17 protein-coding genes, 1 tRNA gene and 5 pseudogenes are annotated in these 19,029 nt (G+C 69.5%); 7 read left to right on the top strand and 16 right to left on the bottom strand.

The window, feature by feature from the left end; translation table 11 throughout:
* Positions 1–352: pseudogene (locus tag VFB40_RS17270) on the top strand (FAD-dependent oxidoreductase); the annotation flags it as partial.
* A 44-nt stretch (positions 353–396) separates the two neighbouring features.
* On the opposite strand, the gene VFB40_RS17265 reads toward VFB40_RS17270, so the two are convergent.
* The gene (locus VFB40_RS17265) at positions 397–579 is read right to left on the bottom strand and encodes a hypothetical protein (RefSeq protein ID WP_324851846.1); all 183 of its coding nucleotides are present in this window, start codon (positions 577–579) and stop codon (positions 397–399) included.
* A gap of 212 nt (positions 580–791) precedes the next feature.
* Complete coding sequence (locus VFB40_RS17260) at positions 792–1,460, bottom strand: Type 1 glutamine amidotransferase-like domain-containing protein (RefSeq protein ID WP_324851844.1); 669 nt, start codon at positions 1,458–1,460, stop codon at positions 792–794.
* Between the two features lie 67 nt (positions 1,461–1,527).
* On the opposite strand from VFB40_RS17260, the gene VFB40_RS17255 reads away from it, so the two are divergent.
* Entirely contained in the window at positions 1,528–2,193 is a 666-nt protein-coding gene (locus VFB40_RS17255) for a hypothetical protein (protein ID WP_324851842.1), read from the top strand.
* 15 nt (positions 2,194–2,208) lie between these two features.
* Here the strand turns inward: VFB40_RS17255 and VFB40_RS17250 are convergent, their stop codons facing one another.
* The 8 genes and pseudogenes from VFB40_RS17250 to VFB40_RS17225 form a co-directional block, all read right to left on the bottom strand.
* Positions 2,209–2,712, bottom strand: coding sequence for a RecQ family zinc-binding domain-containing protein (locus VFB40_RS17250; RefSeq protein ID WP_324851840.1), 504 nt, complete (start codon positions 2,710–2,712; stop codon positions 2,209–2,211).
* Between the two features lie 158 nt (positions 2,713–2,870).
* Complete coding sequence (locus VFB40_RS28805; protein WP_414642103.1) at positions 2,871–2,954, bottom strand: putative leader peptide; 84 nt, start codon at positions 2,952–2,954, stop codon at positions 2,871–2,873.
* A gap of 97 nt (positions 2,955–3,051) precedes the next feature.
* Positions 3,052–4,041 carry a GNAT family N-acetyltransferase gene (locus VFB40_RS17245; RefSeq protein ID WP_324851838.1) on the bottom strand — a complete coding sequence of 330 codons (990 nt, stop codon included), beginning with the start codon at positions 4,039–4,041 and terminating at the stop codon, positions 3,052–3,054.
* A 188-nt stretch (positions 4,042–4,229) separates the two neighbouring features.
* Positions 4,230–4,301 (bottom strand) — tRNA-Cys (locus tag VFB40_RS17240).
* 271 nt (positions 4,302–4,572) lie between these two features.
* A complete protein-coding gene (locus tag VFB40_RS28625; RefSeq protein WP_414642102.1) occupies positions 4,573–6,432 on the bottom strand; it encodes a dipeptide ABC transporter ATP-binding protein in 1,860 nt (619 codons plus the stop codon).
* A 204-nt stretch (positions 6,433–6,636) separates the two neighbouring features.
* Positions 6,637–6,828: pseudogene (locus tag VFB40_RS28800) on the bottom strand (ABC transporter permease); the annotation flags it as partial.
* 9 nt (positions 6,829–6,837) lie between these two features.
* Complete coding sequence (locus VFB40_RS17230) at positions 6,838–7,296, bottom strand: periplasmic substrate-binding domain-containing protein (protein ID WP_324851835.1); 459 nt, start codon at positions 7,294–7,296, stop codon at positions 6,838–6,840.
* 23 nt (positions 7,297–7,319) lie between these two features.
* Positions 7,320–7,568 (bottom strand): annotated as a pseudogene (locus VFB40_RS17225) (LLM class flavin-dependent oxidoreductase); the annotation flags it as partial.
* 196 nt (positions 7,569–7,764) lie between these two features.
* Between VFB40_RS17225 and VFB40_RS17220 the strand changes: the two are divergent.
* The 4 genes from VFB40_RS17220 to VFB40_RS17205 all read left to right on the top strand — a co-directional run bounded on the left by VFB40_RS17220 (position 7,765) and on the right by VFB40_RS17205 (position 10,946).
* A complete protein-coding gene (locus VFB40_RS17220) occupies positions 7,765–8,130 on the top strand; it encodes a group I truncated hemoglobin (RefSeq protein WP_324851833.1) in 366 nt (121 codons plus the stop codon).
* A gap of 210 nt (positions 8,131–8,340) precedes the next feature.
* Positions 8,341–9,246, top strand: a complete 906-nt coding sequence (locus VFB40_RS17215) for an ABC transporter substrate-binding protein (protein WP_324851831.1) — start codon at positions 8,341–8,343, stop codon at positions 9,244–9,246.
* A 12-nt stretch (positions 9,247–9,258) separates the two neighbouring features.
* Positions 9,259–10,161, top strand: coding sequence for an amino acid ABC transporter permease (locus VFB40_RS17210; protein ID WP_324851829.1), 903 nt, complete (start codon positions 9,259–9,261; stop codon positions 10,159–10,161).
* Complete coding sequence (locus VFB40_RS17205) at positions 10,158–10,946, top strand: amino acid ABC transporter ATP-binding protein (RefSeq protein ID WP_324851827.1); 789 nt, start codon at positions 10,158–10,160, stop codon at positions 10,944–10,946. The genes VFB40_RS17210 and VFB40_RS17205 overlap by 4 nt, the downstream gene beginning before the upstream one ends.
* Before the next feature lie 161 nt (positions 10,947–11,107).
* Here the strand turns inward: VFB40_RS17205 and egtD are convergent, their stop codons facing one another.
* The 6 genes and pseudogenes from egtD to VFB40_RS17180 form a co-directional block, all read right to left on the bottom strand.
* Positions 11,108–12,058 (bottom strand): L-histidine N(alpha)-methyltransferase, encoded by a 951-nt coding sequence (gene egtD, locus VFB40_RS28615; protein WP_349261520.1) that lies wholly within the window; start codon positions 12,056–12,058, stop codon positions 11,108–11,110.
* Between the two features lie 153 nt (positions 12,059–12,211).
* A pseudogene (gene egtC / locus VFB40_RS28610) lies at positions 12,212–12,940 on the bottom strand (ergothioneine biosynthesis protein EgtC); the annotation flags it as partial.
* Complete coding sequence (gene egtB / locus VFB40_RS17195; RefSeq protein ID WP_349261519.1) at positions 12,940–14,277, bottom strand: ergothioneine biosynthesis protein EgtB; 1,338 nt, start codon at positions 14,275–14,277, stop codon at positions 12,940–12,942. The pseudogene egtC and the gene egtB, both read right to left, overlap by 1 nt.
* Before the next feature lie 77 nt (positions 14,278–14,354).
* Positions 14,355–15,626, bottom strand: coding sequence for an ergothioneine biosynthesis glutamate--cysteine ligase EgtA (gene egtA, locus VFB40_RS17190; protein ID WP_324851821.1), 1,272 nt, complete (start codon positions 15,624–15,626; stop codon positions 14,355–14,357).
* 214 nt (positions 15,627–15,840) lie between these two features.
* Positions 15,841–16,278, bottom strand: coding sequence for a universal stress protein (locus tag VFB40_RS17185; protein ID WP_324851819.1), 438 nt, complete (start codon positions 16,276–16,278; stop codon positions 15,841–15,843).
* A 147-nt stretch (positions 16,279–16,425) separates the two neighbouring features.
* Positions 16,426–17,874 (bottom strand): annotated as a pseudogene (locus tag VFB40_RS17180) (alpha-L-fucosidase); the annotation flags it as partial.
* A 623-nt stretch (positions 17,875–18,497) separates the two neighbouring features.
* Between VFB40_RS17180 and VFB40_RS17175 the strand changes: the two are divergent.
* Positions 18,498–19,029: glycoside hydrolase family 6 protein (locus tag VFB40_RS17175; RefSeq protein WP_324851815.1), on the top strand; the 532-nt coding region annotated here is incomplete at its 3' end.

Below are 19,029 nucleotides of genomic sequence, written 5' to 3'. Positions count from 1 at the left end.
CGAGCTGTGGTCCGCGGACGAAAGGCAACTGGCCGACCTCGTGCAGCAGACGGTACGCGCGTGCGCCCTGCCACCGCTGCGCCTGGCCTGGGTGCAGGTCAAGCGTCTGCGGCACGGCTACCCGGTCCACCACGCCGGCTATCGTGACCATCTGGCGGCACTCGAGTCCTGGATCAACACGCTGCCACGGCTGACCACCCTCGGCCGTCAAGGCCTGTTCACTCCCGACAACGTCCACCACGCCCTGGATATGGGCTACCAAGCCGCCGACGCCCTCGGCACCGATGCCTTCGACCACGAGCGCTGGCAGGCCTCCCGCCGCGAATTCACCGCGCACCTCATCGAAACCTGAGGTCGGTCAGGCGCTAGGCGGGTGGGGGGCTGCCCCGCCTCGCGCTACAAGTCGGGTTCGGAGACCGCGGGGAAGCGGTCCCACGCGCGGTGGGCTCGTCGATCGGCGCCGGCTGCGGCCCGGCGCTCCCGGCAGTCGGACCGTGGTCCCGCGACGGCGGCTTCGGCGGCCTCGGCGACCTCGGCCACCTTCTCCACGATCTTCTTCACCGGTCCGGGCTCGTTCATGGCGCGCCTCTTGCGGTTGCTGGCGGAAGGTCGGTCGGCCCTTGCCGCCGCGCCCTCTGCCCGGGTGCCTGGATGCGAAACCGGCACAACACATGAAAGCGACATTGATCGGCCCACATGGCTCATTGGGACGACAGATCCGCAGCCCACACTGGACGCCGTCGGCTGGCGCGCCGGCGCCGTGGCCGCGCGCTGGCAGGGCCGATTTGCGGCTAACGCTCGAAGAGCTTCCAATGCCCCTCGGAGACGACCTCGATAGCGCCGTCCACGACCTTGACGGCCGTCTCGTCATCGATCGCGTACCCGGGCACCGGCATGCGCGCGGCCCACTTCTCGGCGTCGGCCATGGTGTTCTCCGGGCACGAAGGGTTATCCAGGTGCGGGAAGATCGAGAACTCGACCACGCCCAGCGCACTGTCACCGCCGCCGGCCGGCTTCCAGCCCACGAACTCCTGCCCGACGTGCGGGGCCATCACCATGCTGCCGGCGCTCAGTCCGACGTAGACCGTGTCGCTCAGCGACGGCAGGAGGTCCGCCAGGCCGGACTCGCGCATCCAGTGGTGCAGGTACAGCACGTCGCCGCCGCACACCAGCAGCGCGTCGGTCTCCCGGACCAAGGGGACCCAGTTCTCCTCGGCGATGCTGGGCAGCGCGGTCAGCTCCAGCATGCCGATGGACTTCCACCCCAGCTCGACCATGGGGGTGGGGCTCTGACCGGCGATCTGCCGCCACGTCATGACGGCGGTCCCGGGCAGCATGCCGTACATCGCGGTGGGGATGCACAAGGCAGTGCACTCGGCGATGGGCTTGCCCAGCATGTCGACCAGGGCGTCGCGGATGCTCTGGTTGCTGACGCCGCCGGAGGTCAGGAGAAGCTTCATCGCGCCTTCCTCGTACTTCGAGAGCTGTGATGGCTACGTTAGTCGAGGTTGAGGACGGAGGTGCTCTGTGTGGGTTGTCCCGGATCCCTCGCTGGTCAGTGACGGGGTGGTCCCTGCGGTGCGCGCGGGCGAGCGGATCGAGGCGGCCTTAGTGCTGCAGGCGGAGGGCCGGTTCGGCCAGCGCGAGCAGGCCGACGGCGGGGGTGGCGCGATCAATCCCGCTCCGGCAGATCGGCCGGGGTGGGTGAGCCCCCGCCATCGGATCACCGGCGTCGGCGCGCTGCGCGGCCCGCGCGCCGGCGTCGAGGCCGGCGGGCTGTTCGTGCTATGCGAGGATCCCGCACCGGTGCCCGGCGCCGATTTCGACGCAGCCGGGGACCTGCACCTGACCACGTGGCTGGTGTCCCGATCCGCACGCAGCGCGTGGCTGGTGCGCGCGATCGTGCTGCACACCGCACCGGTCCCGGTCGGTGGATCGTCCGCGGTGCCCGACGCCCCACCGAATCCGGCTCTCGCAGCGCCGCGCGGGACGCGGCTGATGACTGCGGAGCAGTACGTCGACGCGGTTGGCGCGCAGCAGGCCGCCGCCCGCAGCGTCTGGGTGCGCGGCGGAGCGCCGGACTACACGGCGGGCGAGCAGCACCGTGTCGAGCAGGCCGTGGCGCTGGAGCGAGACCCGGTGGGCACCTCGCGCCGCTATCTGCTCGACGTCGATCCCGCACCGCATCCGTGACATGCCGGCCCCGCGCTACCCGCTGCGGCGACCCCTGCTTGGGTCCGGCGGCTGCGGGTGGTCCGCGACCTTCTCGGCCAGGTGCTGCTCCTGCACGGCTTCCAGAGACAGGGTGCGATAGCCGGCGGAGGCGAACAGGACCGTGATCCGGTCCTGCTCGACCTGCAGTACGGTGCCCTCTCCCCCCTCGCGGTGGCGGATGGTCGCGCCGACCGGGAACGGGCCCGAGGACGGGGACGAGTCGCGCTGAGCCGAACCCGTCCGGCAGTTGTCGCAGTTCCCGCATACCGGCCCACTCGCTTGGCCGAAGTAGCCGAGCAGGTAGTGCCGCCGGCACCCGCTGGTCTCGGCGTAGCCGCGCATCATCTCCAAGCGTGACTGTTCAAGCTGCCGCTGCTGCTTGGCGAATTCGACCGCCCGCTGCACCGCCGCCTCGGGGCCGCCCCGCGCGCCGACGCGTTGCAGAAGATTGCCGGCGGCCGCCACCCGCCGGCGCGAGAGCCCGCTCTCGCGCTGCATTCAGGCGGCCGACACGGCACCGTGCGCGGCCCGCATCCGCGCAACTTCGCCCAGCGCTTCGACGTCGGGGCTGCTGTGGGTGAGGAAATTTTGCAGCCCGAGATCCTGAAGACGCGTACTGCGGCGGGAAGCGGTCACCGCCGCAAGTGCGAAAGAAACTACCGAGAAGCGGAACAGACGGCACTGGCCTGCCGCCGGAGGTCGACGTGCAGGCGGGCCACGAGGTGGGCGCCAGAGGTCATACGAACACGATCGCAGTGCGCGCCAGGTAAGTCAATAGCCGTAGATTTCGGCTCTTCTGAATTAATACTACCGAAACCCGGGAACGGCAACGAGCCTTCAGCGTTCGACGGTGACCGCGGTCAGATCCACGGGCACTCCGCCCAAGCGCAGCTTGTAATCCTGGGCGCCTTTGAGGAAGTCGAATCGCAGACCACTGTCGAGGCTGCGTTCCACGAGAAGGGAAACGAGCACCACGCCGGGCGCCAGGCTCGACTCGACTGTCAAGGAGGTGTCATATGACATGTTGTAGATATAGGCCGTGTCCCGATGCCGGAGCATGATGGCCGACGCGAGCGGGCGGCCCGAGGCCCGAAGCTCTACGACGTGGCCGGCGTCCGCGGCGGTCAGCCCGGAAAGCATCTTCCTCAGGAAATCGCCGTACGCGGCTACGAATTCGCCTGTCGCCGCGCTGGCGCAGGCCTTCCAGGAGAGGAGCCGTTCCAGCAGGTCGAGCGTCGTCTCCGGCGTCGACACCACCAGTTCCAGCTGCCCGACCGCCTCGATCAACCGGTTGCGCTTACGCAGCACGTCCGCCCGGCGCTTGGAATTGAGGCTTCTGAGATAGCCGTCCGGGGCCTTCTCAATCCTCGGCGCCTGGTCGTATGTCTCGGCGACGGCGGAAGGGGCTCGGCGTAAGATCTCGTCGACCATGGAGTCAGCCGCCGCGGCGTCGCCGGCGAGTCCGGCCAGGTGCGCGCGGTCCCACGGCAGGCCCTCGAACATCCACTCGCCTAGTGCGGCGGCGACCTCCTTCTCGCGTCCCGCGGCCGCGATCGGCCCCATGTAGTCGACGACGTCCAGGCCTCCGGCGAAGGACAGGACGCCGGCGTCGAGTTCGAACGCGCAGAGCCCGACGACACCGTCGGCGTCGAAGACGCCGATTGTCACGAGCCGGGAATCCGGGCTTTTCGCCTGCCGGTCCTCCCACCAGGGCAGCAGAAAACGACTCGTGTGAAAGACGGTCCCGGCCGACGCGGCGAATTCGTTCCACCACGGGGAAGTGAGCATACCCTTACCGAATTCGGCGACAACCTCGACATCACCCATAGGTTTGACCGTCCGCTCCCCACGTCAAGCCGTTGTCTGGTTTATCCGCAGATTGTGAAGTCAGTTGTCCCTCTACGGCATTCCCTTAACGGCTGGCGCGAAAACGCAGACCAGGGTTCCGGCGGCGCGCGCCGGGAGCGGAGCTATGCACGCGCTTATAACTTGTTTTCGACTGGGAATCAGGTGCGAGGCGGAGACGGGAATCGAACCCGTGTGCGAGGCTTTGCAGGCCCCGTCCTAAGCCACTCGGACACTCCGCCGATGAGGGCGACCACGCGCAGCACGGCGCCCAGACGCTCAAGGGCGTTTCAGAAGAGAGGGCGAAACCGCCGCGTCGTCAACGACAGGCGTGCCCGAGACAGCCCGCACACAGCGCGCTGGCCTGCCGTCGCAAATCGACGTGCAGGCGGGCGACGAGCAACTCGCTGCGGACCATGCGATGACTGTGACACTCAGCGCGCACCGCGTCAACGGTCCACCCACTGCCCACTCGCCTAAGTCGGCGGCGGGTTTCCGCCGCCGTACGCAAGATCATCCTTGCTGCTGTACGAGAGTAGCGCGGGCTTTGCGCTGTGCCCTGCGCTCGCGTGCCAGTACCGGGTCGGCGACAGGGACCGCGTCGAGCAGTGTTCGTGTATACGGGTGCTGCGGATTGGTGTAGAGGGTCTCTGCATCGGCGGACTCGACCACTTGCCCGTGGCGCATGACCACCACCCGGTCGCTGACCTGCCGTACCACCGCGAGGTCGTGCGAGACGAAGACCAGGGTCAAGCCGAGCTGTTCGCGCAGGTCCGCGAGCAGGCGCACCACCTGGGCCTGCGTCGTGACGTCGAGCGCTGACACCGGGTCGTCGCAGACCACGAGTTTGGGCCGAAGTACCAGGGCCCGGGCGATCCCGATCCGCTGGCGCTGCCCGCCGGAGAACTCGTGCGGGAAGCGGTCGTAGTGCGCTGTTTCCAAGCCGACGTCTTCCAGCAGCCGCTGCACCGTGCGGCGAATGCCGCGCTCGTCGCGCTCGCCGTGCGCGCGCAGGGGTTCGGCGACGCTCTCGCCGACGGTCCGGCGGGGGTTGAGCGAGGCGACCGGGTCCTGGAAGACCATTTGGCGGTCGCGGCGGCTCGGGCGCAGCCGCCGCTCGGGCAGCGCGGTGAGATCTTCGCCGTCGAACACGATCCGGCCGGACGTCGGCTCCAGCAGGCTGACCATCATGCGGGCGAGGGTGGTCTTGCCGCTGCCGCTCTCTCCCACGATGCCGAGCGCCTCGCCCCGGCGCACCTCAAGGCTCGCCCCGTCCACAGCGCGCAGGGCGGCCACGCGCCGAAGAGCGAAGCCGCCGGGGGTGGGGAAGTGCTTGTGCAACTGCTCGACCCGAAGCAAGGCGCCGGTTGACGGAACGTTGCGGACCGGGCGTGGGGCGTCGATGCGCGGAACGGCCGATATCAGGGATCTGGTGTACGGGGCCTCTGGCCGGCTCAGGATCCGGGTCGCCGGGCCGTGTTCGACCGCCCGGCCCTCCTTCATGACCAGCACGTCGTCCGCGACCGAGGCGACCACTCCGAAGTCATGCGTGACCAGGACGAGCGCCATCCCCGTGTCCGCGCGCAAATCGCTCAGCAGGTCGAGGATCTGGGCTTGCACGGTCACGTCCAGAGCGGTGGTCGGTTCGTCGGCGACCAGCACCCGCGGTTCACAGGCAAGCGCCATCGCGATCAGGGCCCGCTGACGCATCCCGCCGGAGAACTCGTGCGGTCGCGCGTCGACGCGGCGTGCGGCGTCCGCGATCCCCACCCGGTCGAGCACTTCGATCGCGCGGGCGCGGGCGGCGCGGCGGGCCGCGCCGGTGTGGGCCCGATACACCTCGGCGATCTGGTCCCCCACGCTGTAGTAGGGGTCGAGCGAGGAGAGCGGATCTTGGAAGACCATGGCGATCCGGCTGCCGCGCAGGCGCCGGATCTCCTGGTCGGACGCGGTGTGGATCTGACCCCACGACGAGGTCGGCGGCCGCACGCCGATGCCGAGGAAGGAGAATCCGGCCTCAAGCACCATGTTCGCGGGAAGCAGCAGCGCCGCGTACGTGATGACGGGCGCGGCGAGCCCCGGCAGGATCTCGCGCCGCGCGATGCGCGCGGTACTCGATCCGCCCAGCCGCGCCGCGGCCACGTAGTCGCGCGTGCGCAGGCTGAGCGTCTGCGCTCGGGAGAAGCGCGCCGTACCGCCCCATCCGAGCACCGCCATCACGACGACGAGCAGGACCGGCCGGGGGAAGGAAGCCGGCACGACGGCCAGCAGCGCGATGCCGAAGATGAGGTACGGGAAGGCGATCGCCAAATCGATGGCGCGGCCGAGCAGCGCGTCGGCGAGCCGTCCGCCGAGCCCGGCCGCCAGTCCCACCCCGACGCCGAGCAGCACCTGCAGCAGCGTCGCGCCGATCGACACGGCGAGCGAGACCTGCGCGCCGTAGGCGATCCTGGCGAACAGGTCGCGCCCGGTCTGCGGCTCGACGCCGAGCCAGTGCGCGCCGCCGATCCCGCCGAACGAGACGAGGGGCGCGCCGCCGAGGGCGGAGTTGAGCAGGTTGTCGTGATACGCGTACGGGTTCTGACCCTCGAACGCGGTCCACAGGAGCGCGCCGAGGGCGAGCAGGACGAGCGCGGCCACGACGACGAGCCCTGCCATCGCCGCGCGGTCGCGCCGCAGCGTGCGCCACAGGGCCCGCGGCCCGGTCGGCGCCGCGGAGGCAGGGTCCTGCGATGCCTCCGCCGCGGCCGTCAGTGCGGTGGTGGTCACCCGTTCCGCCTACTTCACCGAGACGACGGCGATGTCGTACGTGCCGCGCCATTCGCTCAGGTACACGTTCTTCACGCCCGGCCCGAAGAGCGTCAGGTTCTTCGGGAAGTACAGCGGCACGGTGAGCGCGAGCTTGCCGAGCCGCGCGTCCAGCTCGCCCCACTGCTGCTGCGCGGCGGTGTTGTCGGTGATCTGGTTGATCTGGTCGATCTGCGCGTTGACCGTGGGGTCGTTGTATTGCGCGAGGTTGAAGTTGCCGCCGCCCTGCACGATCTCCCGGCCGTCGAAGATCGGGGTCAGGAACGGGGCCCCCGAGGGCCAGTCCGCGCCCCAGGTGTCGAGCGAGAGGCCCGGCTCGTTCGCGGTGTCGCCGGCTACCGCGCGGAACGCGTCGGAGTCGGTGCCGGTCGGGGCCGGCTTCACATTGATACCGGCCTGCGCGTACGCGGCCTGCAGCGCGGTGGCCACGACCGGGCCGTCGCCGTCGTTATCAGCGGGATCACGGCGGTGCCCAGTTCGATCCGGCTGGCGCGCTGCGAGGCGGCGGCGAGGACGGCGACGGGTGAGGAGATGCCGTACTGCAGATGCCGGTGCCGCACCCACGCGCTGTCGAAACCCAGCCGCTCCCCCAGCTCGATCAGTTCGAGCGTCGCCGCGTGGCCGCGATACGGATCGGCGAGGTCGAACAGCCCGATCGTCAGAAAGCCCAGCTTGCGCAGCGGCCTCGCAGACACCGACACGGCGACCTCCCCTCCTCGAACCGGCCCACCGCCGGGCGTCGGTGACCGATCGTCTCACCCCGCGCATCGCGCCATGTGAGCAAGAACCTCCGCGCGCTTTGCAACCTCGGAAAACGCAGGCAACAACAGCTCCCTAATGTCGTGCCGATCCCATCGCACCCCACTGACCGCGCAACGCCACACGAGGAGCTGCCCCATGAGCATCTACGAGTCCATCGGCGGCGCCGGGGCCGTCCAAGCCGCAGTCGACGACTTCTACGCGCGCCTGCTGTCCGACCCGCAGCTCGCGCCGTTCTTCGCCGACGTCGACCTGAAGCGGCTCAAGTCGCACCAGCGCGCCTTCCTCGCCGCGGCGCTCGGCGGCGCGCAGATCTATCAGGGACGCGACATGGCCGCCGCGCACGCGGGGCTCGAGATCGGCGAGTCGGATTTCGACGCCGTCGTCACGCACCTGGTCGCGACGCTGACCGGGCTCGGCGTTCCGCAGGAGACGATCGGTCAGATCGGCGGGCTGCTGGCGCCGCTGCGCAGCGACATCGTGACCGTTCCGGTCACCACCTGACGACCACATCTTGAGATAGGGCTGCGCCGGATTGACAGAGATCCGGTCCAACGGTGATGCTCCCCGCATGTCCCCGTCCGTCCTCCTCGTGCGTCGCCGCCACGTCGACCACGAGCGCTGCGCAGCAGACCTGTGTCGATAGCGAGTCCCGCTACGCCGCCACGTCTGTCACCATCGAACCCATCGCAGCCTTCGGATTGGACCGCCGTCATGCCCCGCGTCGCCCGTGCCCGCCTTCCCCGCGCCCGCGTCATCCTGAGTCTCGGGACGGCCGCGCTGCTGACCGTCGCCGCGACCTCGTGCGCGCAGAAGAGCACCGCCGACAAGGCCTCCGCGGTGTCCGGCTCGGCGAGCACGTCGTGCGGCACCAACGCGCCTGGCTTGTACAAGTCGGGCCAGCTGACGGTGGCCACGGACAGTCCCGCCTACGCACCCTGGTTCGACAACAACGACCCGAGCGACGGCAAGGGCTTCGAAAGCGCCGTCGCCTACGCGGTGGCCACGCAGCTCGGCTTCACCAAGGACCAGGTCAAGTGGGTGGTCGAGCCCTTCAACAGCTCGTACGCCCCGGGCGCGAAGAACTTCGACTTCGACATCAACGAGATCTCGATCACCGCGGACCGGGCCAAGGCGGTGGACTTCTCCACCGGCTACTACACCGCGAACCAGGGCATCGTCGTGCTCGACTCCTCGAAGTATGCGAACGCCACCTCGCTGGCCGACTTGAAGTCCGCGAAGATCGGCGTGCAAGTGGCCACCACCAGCTACGAGGCCGTGGGCAACGTGATCAAGCCCACGCAGCAGCCCGCGGTGTTCAACGGCACCGACGACGCGGCCCACGCCCTGAAGAACAAGCAGGTCGACGCCATCATCACCGACCTGCCCACGGCCTTCTACATCTCGGGCGCGCAGATCGACGGCTCGAAGGTGCTCGGCCAGTTCGACTACACCGGCACGGCGGCCGACCAGGAGCAGTTCGGGCTGCTGCTGAAGAAGGGCAGCGCCCTGACGCCGTGCGTCGACGGGGCCATCGCCGCGCTCAAGTCCAGCGGCGAGCTGCAGAAGATCACCGACCAGTGGCTGTCGCAGTCGGTGAACGCGCCCAAGCTCGGCTAGCGTCGTCGAACCATGAGTGAGACCTACGCGCGGGGCGCGACCCCGCCTCGGCAATCCGACCAGCCCGAGGTCTACCGCCCGAGCGCCCGGCAACTGGAACGCGAGAGGTATCGCGCGCGCAAGCGCCGACGCGACGGCTGGATCGCGGTCACGTGCACGACGGTGTTCGCGGTCGTGGCCGGCGCGCTCGTCGTGCTCTCGCCGGGGTGGCAGCCGGTCAAGGACACGTTCCTGTCAGGCTCCGAATTCAGCTCGTCGTTCCCGAAGATCCTCGACGGCTTCTGGCTCAACGTGCAGATGTTCCTGATCGCCGAGCCGGCGATTCTCCTGCTCGGGCTGGTGGTGGCCCTGGTGCGCTCGACGCACGCTCCAGGGCTGCTGCCCGTGCGGCTGCTCGCGGTCGGGTACGTGGACGTCTTTCGCGGCACACCGACGCTGCTGGTGGTGTTGGCCGTCGGATTCGGCATCCCGGCGCTGCAGCTGCAGGGCACGCCGTCGCAGCCGTGGGTTCTCGGCACGATCGCGCTCGTGCTCTCGTACGGGGCGTATGTCGCCGAGGTGTTCCGCGCGGGACTCAACTCGGTGCACCCCTCACAGCGCAACGCGGCGCGCGCGCTCGGCCTGACCGAGGCCCAGGCGATGCGCTTCGTGGTGCTGCCGCAGGCGGTGCGCAACGTGGTGCCGCCGCTGCTCAACGATTTCGTCTCGCTGCAGAAGGACACCGCGCTGGTCGCGACCCTCGGACCGCTCGAAGCGTTGCGCCAGGCCCAGATCGCTGCGGACAGCCACTTCAACTACACCCCTTACCTCGGTTCGGCGCTGCTGTTCGTCGCGGTCACCGTGCCGCTGGCCCGCTACACCGACCGACTGGCCACACGCGCGGCCGAGCGCCAGTTCGCCGGAGTCGCGCGATGAGCGAGACGACGGTGGACAGCGCGCCCCTCCCACCGCCCGGCGCGACGAGCGACCCGCTGCTGCGCATTAGGGGGCTGCGAAAGCGCTACGGCTCGAAAACGGTGCTCAACCGCATCGACCTCGATGTCGCGGCGCACCAAGTGGTCTGCCTGATCGGCGCGTCAGGGTCCGGAAAGTCCACCCTGCTTCGCTGCATCGACCTGCTGGAAGAGATCGACGACGGCACGATCCACCTCGGCGAGGTCGAGCTGTCCGATCCGGCGCTCGACGCGGACGCCGCCCGCCGCCGCATCGGTGTGGTCTTCCAGGCCTACAACCTGTTCCCGCACCTGACCGTGCTGGACAACATCACCCTCGCCCCGCGCCGGGTGCACCGCAAGGCCCGCCGCGACGCCGAAGCCGAGGCCCGCGAGCTGCTGGAGCGATTCGGCCTGGCGGACAAGGCCGCGGAGTACCCCGACCGGCTCTCCGGCGGGCAGCAGCAGCGCGCGGCGATCGTGCGGGCGCTGGCCACCGAGCCGGAGCTGCTCCTGCTCGACGAGATCACCTCCGCGCTCGACCCGGAACTGGTCGGGGAGGTCCTCGAAGTGGTCGGGGAGCTCAAGCGGCGCGGATTCACCATCGTGATGGCCACGCACGAGATGGGTTTCGCCCGGCACGCCGCGGACCAGGTCTGCTTCCTGGAAGACGGAGTGGTGCGGGAACACGGCACCGCCGAGCAGATCTTCACCGACCCGCGAGAACCCGCAACGCGCCGCTTCCTCGCCCGAGTCCTCGACCACTGACACAACGAACACTGACACGGTTCTACTGAGACGGTGACCACTGGCGCGACGACCACTGACACGACCGCGGCAGGTCAGTGGGCCCTGCGGCGGCGCTGCCGCGTGGAAGCCACGGCCGTCCCCGGATCCACAGTCGTGGCCGGGGACGGCCGAGTCCGGCTTCAGCGGACGGCGGGCGCAGCGAGCAGGAGCGCGAAGCGCTGCGCGGAGTCCGTCCACCATTCGCGCACCCGGAATCCGGCGCGGGCGAGCTCCGCGACCAGGCCCTCGCGGCGGAACTTGGTCGAGATCTCGGTGAGCATCTCCTCGCCGTCGCCGAACTCCAGGGTCAGGTCGAGCGCCCGGACCTTGATCGTCTGGGTGAGCCGCGAGCGCAGCCACATCTCGATGCGGTCCTGCCCGGCGTTCCAGACCGCGTTGTGGTCGAACGCGTCGACGTCGAAGTCGGCGTCCAGTTCCCGGTTGAGCACATGCAGCACGTTCTTGTTGAACGCGGCGGTCACGCCGCTGCTGTCGTTGTAGGCGCGCCAGAGCGCATCAGCGTCCTTCACCAGATCCGCGCCGAGCAGGAACGTGTCCTGATCCGTCATGGCGGCGCGCAGCGCGGTGAAGAAGTCGCGGCGGCGCACCGGGGTGAAGTTGCCGATCGTGCTGCCCAGAAAGGCGACGAGGCGCGGGCCGTCGCTGTGCGGCAGCACGAGTTCGGTCTCGAAGTCGGTGACTGTGGCGGTGACGTGAAGCGCCGGGTAGTCGCGGCACAATGCCTCGCCGGCTTCCACGAGTGCGGACGTACTGACGTCGAGCGGCGCGTAGCGCTCCAGTGTGCCGGCCCGCGTGAGCGCGTCCAGCAGCGTGCGTGTCTTGCGCGAGGAGCCCGCACCGATCTCCACGAGCGTGCCGGCCGCGGTGTCCAGCGCGATCTGCGGAGCGCGGGCGTCGAGGATTTCCTGCTCGGCGCGGGTGAGGTAGTACTCGGGCAGCAGGGTGATCTCCTCGAACAGTTCGCTGCCGCGCGCGTCGTAGAACCATTTCGGCGGCAGCGAGCGCGGCGGCTCGGCGAGCCCTTCGAGTACGTCCTCGCGTAGCCGTGTGTCGAAGTAGTCCGGCGTCAGGCGGTGGTCGAGGGTGAAGCGCCGCCCGGGCGCGTACCGCTCCCCCGCCGCAGGATCACTCGGCCTCTGTTGCGCCGCCTGGTCGGTGCTGAGTCGGCGGATGGAGACCTCTGAGACGCTGCCGTACACGAGGCTGTCTTCCGGCACTTCTCGCCACTGCTCGCTCTCGTCATAGGGTTCGGAAGCCAGCACCAGACCGTCCGGTGCCTCGCGGTACCAGAGCGTGTCGCCGTGGCGGGTCGCCACGACGATGCGTCCATCGGTGAGTAGCAGGTTCAGCCGCGCCTCGGGACGCGCCGCGGCGACCTGTCGCACCACCGAGACGAGCGCTTCTTGCGGTGGCTCGCCTGCCCGCAGCCGGGTGCGTACCGCCGCCCACAGCAGCGCAGAATCGCAGGAGGATTCGAGCCCCAGCAGGTCGGCCGCGGAAAGGCCGAGGTCGACCTGGTCCGGCAGCAGCCGCCAGTCGCGGATCGCGCCGTTGTGGCTGAACAGCCAGGGCCCGTCCCGGAATGGGGCGGCCGCGCACTCGTCCTGGCTGGTGCCCTCGGTCGCGGACCTGACCGCCGCGAGCACGGCCCCGGTGCGGATGACGCGGGAGAGCTCGGCGAGGTTCGCGTCGGTCCAGATCGGCACCGAGCGCCGGTATCTGGCGGGTCGCGCGGCGGCTTCGGAGACATCCGCGAAGTCGCCGATCCGCGCGGTGGCCGCGGCTGATGCCGCGCCGACCGGATACCACCCGACGCCGAAGCCGTCGGCGTTCACCGTGCCGTGGCGCTGCAGCTTCGGCGCCCAGGACTGCCGGTACAGGCTCTGCGGCGGATCGATCAGCACCTCGGCCAGCGTCACCGGCGCGCCGAGGTAGACCACGTGTCGGCACATCACCGGACTCCTTCGACGTCGCGCGCGGTGCGGAACCCGCTGAAGATCTGCCGGCGGATGGGATAGTCCCAGTTGCGGAACGTGCCGCGGCAGGCGACCGGGTCGACGCCGAACGCTCCACCGCGCAGCACCTTGTATGCGGGCCCGAAGAAGACCTCTGAGTACTCCTTGTACGGGTACGCGGTGAATCCGGGATGCGGGAGGAAATCGCTGGCGGTCCACTCCCACACGTCGCCGATCAACTGGTGCACACCCTGCGGCGAGGCTCCGTCCGGATAGGCGCCGATCGGCGCGGGACGCAGGTGGCGCTGCCCGAGGTTCGCGTGCCGCGGCTGTGGATCGTCGTCTCCCCACGGGTAGCGGCGCGAGCGGTCACCGGCCGGGTCGTGCCGGGCCGCCTTCTCCCACTCGGCTTCGGTCGGCAGCCGACGCCCGGCCCAGCGCGCGTACGCGTCGGCCTCGTACCAGCACACGTGCATTACCGGCTCCTGCGGCGGCACCGGCTCGAGCACGCCGAAGCGTCGTCGCAGCCAGTCGCCGCCGTCGCGCTCCCAGAACAGCGGGGCTTCGAGTCCGGCCTGCTCGCGGTGCTCCCAGCCGTCGTCGCTCCACCAGCGCGGATCGCGGTATCCGCCGTCGTCGATGAACTGCCGGTAGGCGGCGTTGGTGACGGGGAAGGTGTCCAGGAAGAACGCCGGGACGTGGACCTGGTGCGCGGGTCGTTCGTTGTCCAGCGCCCACGGCTCAGTTGACGTGCCCATGACGAACGGGCCGCCGGGGATCAGCACTTCACTCGGCAGGTCCGCGGGATCGACCGCGGCCGGCGGCGGATCCGACGCGGCGAGCACCGCAGGTCCCCGGCGCAGTTGGTGGGTGGCCAGCATGGTCTCGTCGTGCTGCTGCTCGTGTTGCGCGATCATGCCGAACACGAACGCGTCGCCCAGCAGCGTGTCGCCGCGACCGCCGGTGTGCTCTAGCGGGGTGCGGTCCAGCACGTCGAGCGCATGCTCCCGGACATCGGCGATGTACGCGCGGGCCTGCTGCGGCGAGAGCAGCGGCAGCGCGGGTCGGTCGGCTCGGGGATGTTGGAAGGCGTCGTACATCGAGTCCAGGTCCGCGCGCAGCGCTGGGCGCCCGCCCGCCTCGCGCACCAGCCAGATCTCCTCCTGGTTGCCGACGTGGGCCAGGTCCCAGACCAGGGGTGACATCAGCGGGGAGTGCTGCGCCTTCAGGTCGTTGTCATCCACACAGCCGGTGAGGGCGAGGGTGCGATCTCGGGCGGTCAGCAGCGCCGCGGCGGCCTGCTCCCTGAACGTGTCGGGGGCGGCGGCGGGCAGGTGGCCGGGGCCGGAAGGCGGGGCGGAGGTGCCTGCGTCGGGGGCGGTTTCGTCACGCGGTGAGGTGATCTTGTCGGTCACGGTCTGCCTTCCTTCGGTCGGGCGCCGCGCACGCCGCGGCGGAGAGCGTCGAGCTGGTCGTCAGCCGGGCAGCGGCCCTGTTCGGCGTATTGCTCGATGAACTCGGCGAGCCTGCGGCGCAGCGCCTCGGCGCCCGCGGACCGGCCCAGCGCGCTCTCGGCGGCGGCCAGGCAGGTGCGCACCGCCTTGCCGATCTCCGGGTCGGCGGGTCCGAGGCGGGCGGCGCGCAGCCACACGGCGTCATCCGGCAGGGCGTGGCCGCGGCAGTACGGCTCGGTGGCCTCGTAGGCGCAGTCGGCGGCGGCCGGGTCGTCGAGCAGGGCGGTGGCCGCGGCGGCGGCGACCTGCCAGCCGTCGCCGGGCTGCGCGTCGATCATGCGCAGCTCGAGCCAGCCACGCGGGCGCACCGGTGGAAAGAGTGTGGTCAGGTGATAGTCGAGGTCGTCTCGGTTGGGCCGTGGCAGACCGCGCACCCCGCGCAGCCAGGCGCGGAATGTCAGGCCCTGCGGTGCCTCCCAGTCGGCAGACTCGGGTCGCCGTATGCACAGCACCGGAGCATCAAGGGCGTACCGCGCCCACGCGACGCCGGGATCGCTGTGATGCTCCGGGGGACGGGTACGGCCGGGGTCGGTCCAATGCCAGACGGCCTGCCTGGTGGAGCGCCAGCCGGTCACCGCGCCGCGGTGGATCGGGGAGTTGGCGAACGCCGCGACCAGGACCGGCCCGAGCCGGTGTGCGAGCTGCCAGCGATGGTGGTAGCCGTCGGCGCCGCCGCCGCGCTCTCCCGCGTCGAGGTTGACCTGCGCGGAGGCGGTGCTGCGCATCATGACCCGGCCCCAGGGGCCGGCGCGGTCGAAGTGCGCCTCCATGGCGCGATACCGCGGGTGGTCGAGCACTCGCGACGGGCTGCGCAGCGGTTCGAGGCCGCTGCCGACGAGTACGAGCCCGTGATCAGCGCAGATACGGCGCAGCGCCTCGAGGTCCACAGCGGTCTGCGTTACGCAGTCGGCGATGCCGATGCCGGGCGGGGCGCTGAGCTCGATCTGCCCGCCGGGCTCGCGCGTGATCGCGCCGCCGTGGGTGAACGTATGTGTATCCAGGCTCGAAAGCAGCGCGTCAAGCCGGTCGACCGGGACCGGCGAACGCGGATCGGTGCTGTCGTGAACCAGCCACTCCAGCTCCACGCCGACGCGCTCGGGCGGTCCGGTCTTGAAGCACACGCCGTGCACGTGCGCTTCGGCATCCTCCTCACGCAGATCAACGTCCACGACGCCCTCCCGGGTCGGATCGTGCCCCTCCGGATGGAGATCGCACTGAGGATGACGGTACGGGAAGCTAGGTCTCTACGAAACGCTCAAAGAGCGCATTACGGTGAACGTGGCGCGCGCGGCCCTGGTTCGACCGTCCGATATGTCGCGCGGCCCGCCGTGATCCTCCGACCAGCGGCGGGCCGCGCGAGACGCAGGGTTCGCGCGGATGGCGCTACACCTCGCTGTGGACCAGCAGGACCGACGCCCCGGCGCTCTTCGCCACGCCGCGGCTCACGCTCGAGTGCAGCAGAGCCGAGATGCCGCTGTAGTGGCCCGGTCCGACGGCGATCAGGTCGCTGCCCAGCGCCCGCGCCCGCTGCACGAGGATGTCGGCCAGGTCCTCGCGCAGGCCGTCGTCGACCTCGCCCTCGGCGGTGACGCCGTCCTCGCGCAGCCGGGCCAGCGCCTCGTCCACCACCCGCCGGCCCTCCGCCTCCTCTTCCGGGGAGACCACGGCGGAGGGCGCGAACGTGCCGCCGAGCACCTGCAGGGGCCGGATGTGGATGACGTGGACCGTCGCCCCGCTCAGCTTCGCGAGAGAGGACACGGCGTCCAGCACGGCCGCGCCGTGCGCCGTGCCGTCGACTGCGGCGAGGATGTTCTTGTACATAAGATCAGCTTCCCATCGGAACGGGGTCTCACGGATCTGCGGCCCTCTGTGCTGGATCAGCGAGCAGATGCCGGAGCCAATTCCCTGATGCGAAGTGATCCGCGCCACGCGCGGGCGGCGAGGCCGGTGCGAAGGTCAGCGTTGCGGGGTCGGGATGTGCCCTTCGAACGTCAGCTTGAGAACATACGCAGGGGCGCTGAACGGCGGCGCCGGCGGCAGTGTGACGTGCAGGCCGGCCTCGTCCTGGCGATGTTCGGTGACAAGAAGGTACTCGTCGGTGCCCGGGCCGATCAGCTCGAGTGCGCGCAGCGCCGTGAGATCGATGCGGCCGGCCGCGAGCATGGTGATCGCGAGGGGCGAGATCGGCCAGCCCAGGATGGTCGCGTACAGCACGGTGTCGCGCTTGTCGCGGGTGAAGCGGATGTCGCGCGGTGTGCCGGCGACCGGCGGCGTGAACGAGCCGCCGCCCATCGCGGTCGGCCCCTCGCCGTAGACGTCCCAGGCTCGCGTCTCGTAGATGGACTCGCCGTACCGGCGCAGGTAATCGCCGATGCCGAGCAGGAGACTGCGCTGCTCGTCGGGGATGACGCCTTCTGCGGTCGGGCCGATGTTGAGCAGTACGCTGCCGTTCTTGCTGACCCGGTCGATCAGCGAGTGCAGGATCACGTCGAGCGGGTGGTAGCTGATGCCTTCCGTGTAGCACCAGCTGGAGGTGCTCAGGATGTCGTCGGTGAGCCAGTAGGGGTAGGTCAGATCGGCCGGGCCGCCGCGCTCGTAGTCGTAGACCTCGCCCTTGCCGTTGAACCCGTCCTTGTAGGTGGCCACCACGTCGGCGCCCCACTCGCGGGCGCGGTTGTAGTAGTAGGCGAGGAACTCCGGGCCGACCGACTCGTCGATCTTGTCCAGGTTCACGTCCTGATAGATGATGTCCGGCCGGGCGAGGTCGACAACCTCCTTGAGCTTGGCGAGCCACAGCTGGTTTTCGGCGCCCGGGTCCAGTTGGCCGTAGAGCTTGCGCAGCGTCTCGCTGGGCTGGGGCGGCACGTGATCGAAGTACCCGGTGAAGTGGAAGGCGTGGTGCATGGCCACCAGCAGCTTCAACCCCTGCTCGCGGTAGGCCTCGGCGAACAGGCTCAGCAGGTCGAGCCGCGGTCCTCGCGCGGCTGAGTTCCACTCGTTGACGCGGCTGTCCCACATCGAGAACCCGTCGTGGTGCTCTGCCACCGGACCGGCGAAGCGCGCTCCCGCGTCGGCGATCAGCTGGGCCCATGCGCGCGGGTCGAAGGCCCCGCCGGCCGAGGCGAGCTTCGGCGCGAATTGCACGTGGCGTCCGGCTTTGTCGCGGCCGCCGTCGATGAAGTAGTGGTAAGGCCACTGCGCGGGGTCGCCGTACGTCGCGATGTGGTGCTCGCGGTCGATGCTGGCGGGCCGGTACATCTCGCGCGGATACCACTCGCTGTTGAACGCCGGAACGCTGAACGCGCCCCAGTGGTGATAGATCCCGAATTTGGCGTCCTGGAACCATTCCGGGGCGGCGACATGCTGGTCGAGCGACGCCCAGGTCGCAGTGAAGGGGTCGGTGGCGGGCAACGGCACGGGTTACCTCCGTCGCGGAGTCAGCGGGAAAGGACGTGAGTGTAAGAGCGCGAAACTATCGCGCGAGACCGTACTATCGAACGCCACGTGCGGGAAGGGTCCTGCGGGATGGTTCGACCCGAAACTTTCGGGGCTCCGAAATCTTTCAAGAAAGTTACATGGCAGCGCGCTGGCCTAATACGGGCATTCGGCCGCGCTGCAACGGCGCGAGTGTTCAGGTTGTTCGTCATATTCGAGCGAGATCGACGACTATTCGACTCAGATCGATGAATTCGCCAGCCAATTGAACGGGGCCCGTTGCCGCGCGCAGGACTGTAACTTTCAAGACATTCTCCAGCTGCCAAGCTGGTGAGAGTGGTACTGCCGTCGCGGAACGTTGACGCTTCGTTCACAGCTCGTACTTTTGGCGCTGCGTAGTGATCCCATCACTGCTCTCCACCCACCCGGCCGGTCTCGCCCCTGACCGTTCCGGCCTATTGATGCCAAAGGACAGACAACCAGTGGCTAATCACCACCGGCCGACTCGAGCTGCGTGCCTTGCGCTCGCCGTCGGCGCCTCCCTGTTGATGCCCCTCGTGGGCGTCCAGGCCGCTCAGGCGGCCACACATGTCGCGAATCCGTTCGTGGGATCGAATCCGTATCTGAACCCGAACTACGTCTCCGAGGTGCAGGCGCAGGCCTCCGCCGACGGCAGCTCCGCCGAGGCCAAGGTCGCCGGGTACCAGACCGCGATCTGGATGGACCACATCGGCGCCATCGCCGGCGACAGCACCCACCTGGGCCTGCAGGCGCAGCTGGACAACGCGGTCACGCAGGCGCAGAGCAGTTCGAGTCCGGTTCTGGTGGAGGTCGTCGTCTACGACCTGCCCGGACGTGACTGCGCGGCGCTGGCCTCCAACGGCGAGATCCCCGCGACCGACGCGGGATTGACGCAGTACGAGTCGCAGTACATCGACCCGATCGTCGCCCTTGAAGGCAACTCGAAGTACAGCAACCTGCGTATCGTCAACTTCATCGAGCCCGACTCGCTGCCCAACGCGGTGACCAACCAGAGCAAATCCGCCTGCGCCACCGCGATCCCGTACTACGAGCAGGGCATCGCCTACGCGCTGGGCAAGCTGCACGCCATCGGCCCGCAGATCTACAACTACCTCG

Origin of the sequence: Actinocrinis sp., from assembly GCF_035650855.1 — a bacterium.
Lineage (GTDB): Bacteria > Actinomycetota > Actinomycetes > Streptomycetales > Catenulisporaceae > Actinocrinis.
Note: the sequence above shows the minus strand (reverse complement) of the source record. Positions and strands in the feature narration are given on the sequence as shown.

What these genes read in the sequence shown, in the direction of transcription:
- VFB40_RS17265 (WP_324851846.1), bottom strand. Translation starts at nt 579, where the DNA reads ATGAACGAGCCCGGACCGGTGAAGAAGATCGTGGAGAAGGTGGCCGAG.
- VFB40_RS17260 (WP_324851844.1), bottom strand. Translation starts at nt 1,460, where the DNA reads ATGAAGCTTCTCCTGACCTCCGGCGGCGTCAGCAACCAGAGCATCCGC.
- VFB40_RS17250 (WP_324851840.1), bottom strand. Translation starts at nt 2,712, where the DNA reads ATGCAGCGCGAGAGCGGGCTCTCGCGCCGGCGGGTGGCGGCCGCCGGC.
- VFB40_RS28805 (WP_414642103.1), bottom strand. Translation starts at nt 2,954, where the DNA reads ATGACCTCTGGCGCCCACCTCGTGGCCCGCCTGCACGTCGACCTCCGG.
- VFB40_RS17245 (WP_324851838.1), bottom strand. Translation starts at nt 4,041, where the DNA reads ATGGGTGATGTCGAGGTTGTCGCCGAATTCGGTAAGGGTATGCTCACT.
- VFB40_RS17220 (WP_324851833.1), top strand. Translation starts at nt 7,765, where the DNA reads ATGAGCATCTACGAGTCCATCGGCGGCGCCGGGGCCGTCCAAGCCGCA.
- VFB40_RS17215 (WP_324851831.1), top strand. Translation starts at nt 8,341, where the DNA reads ATGCCCCGCGTCGCCCGTGCCCGCCTTCCCCGCGCCCGCGTCATCCTG.
- VFB40_RS17210 (WP_324851829.1), top strand. Translation starts at nt 9,259, where the DNA reads ATGAGTGAGACCTACGCGCGGGGCGCGACCCCGCCTCGGCAATCCGAC.
- VFB40_RS17205 (WP_324851827.1), top strand. Translation starts at nt 10,158, where the DNA reads ATGAGCGAGACGACGGTGGACAGCGCGCCCCTCCCACCGCCCGGCGCG.
- VFB40_RS17185 (WP_324851819.1), bottom strand. Translation starts at nt 16,278, where the DNA reads ATGTACAAGAACATCCTCGCCGCAGTCGACGGCACGGCGCACGGCGCG.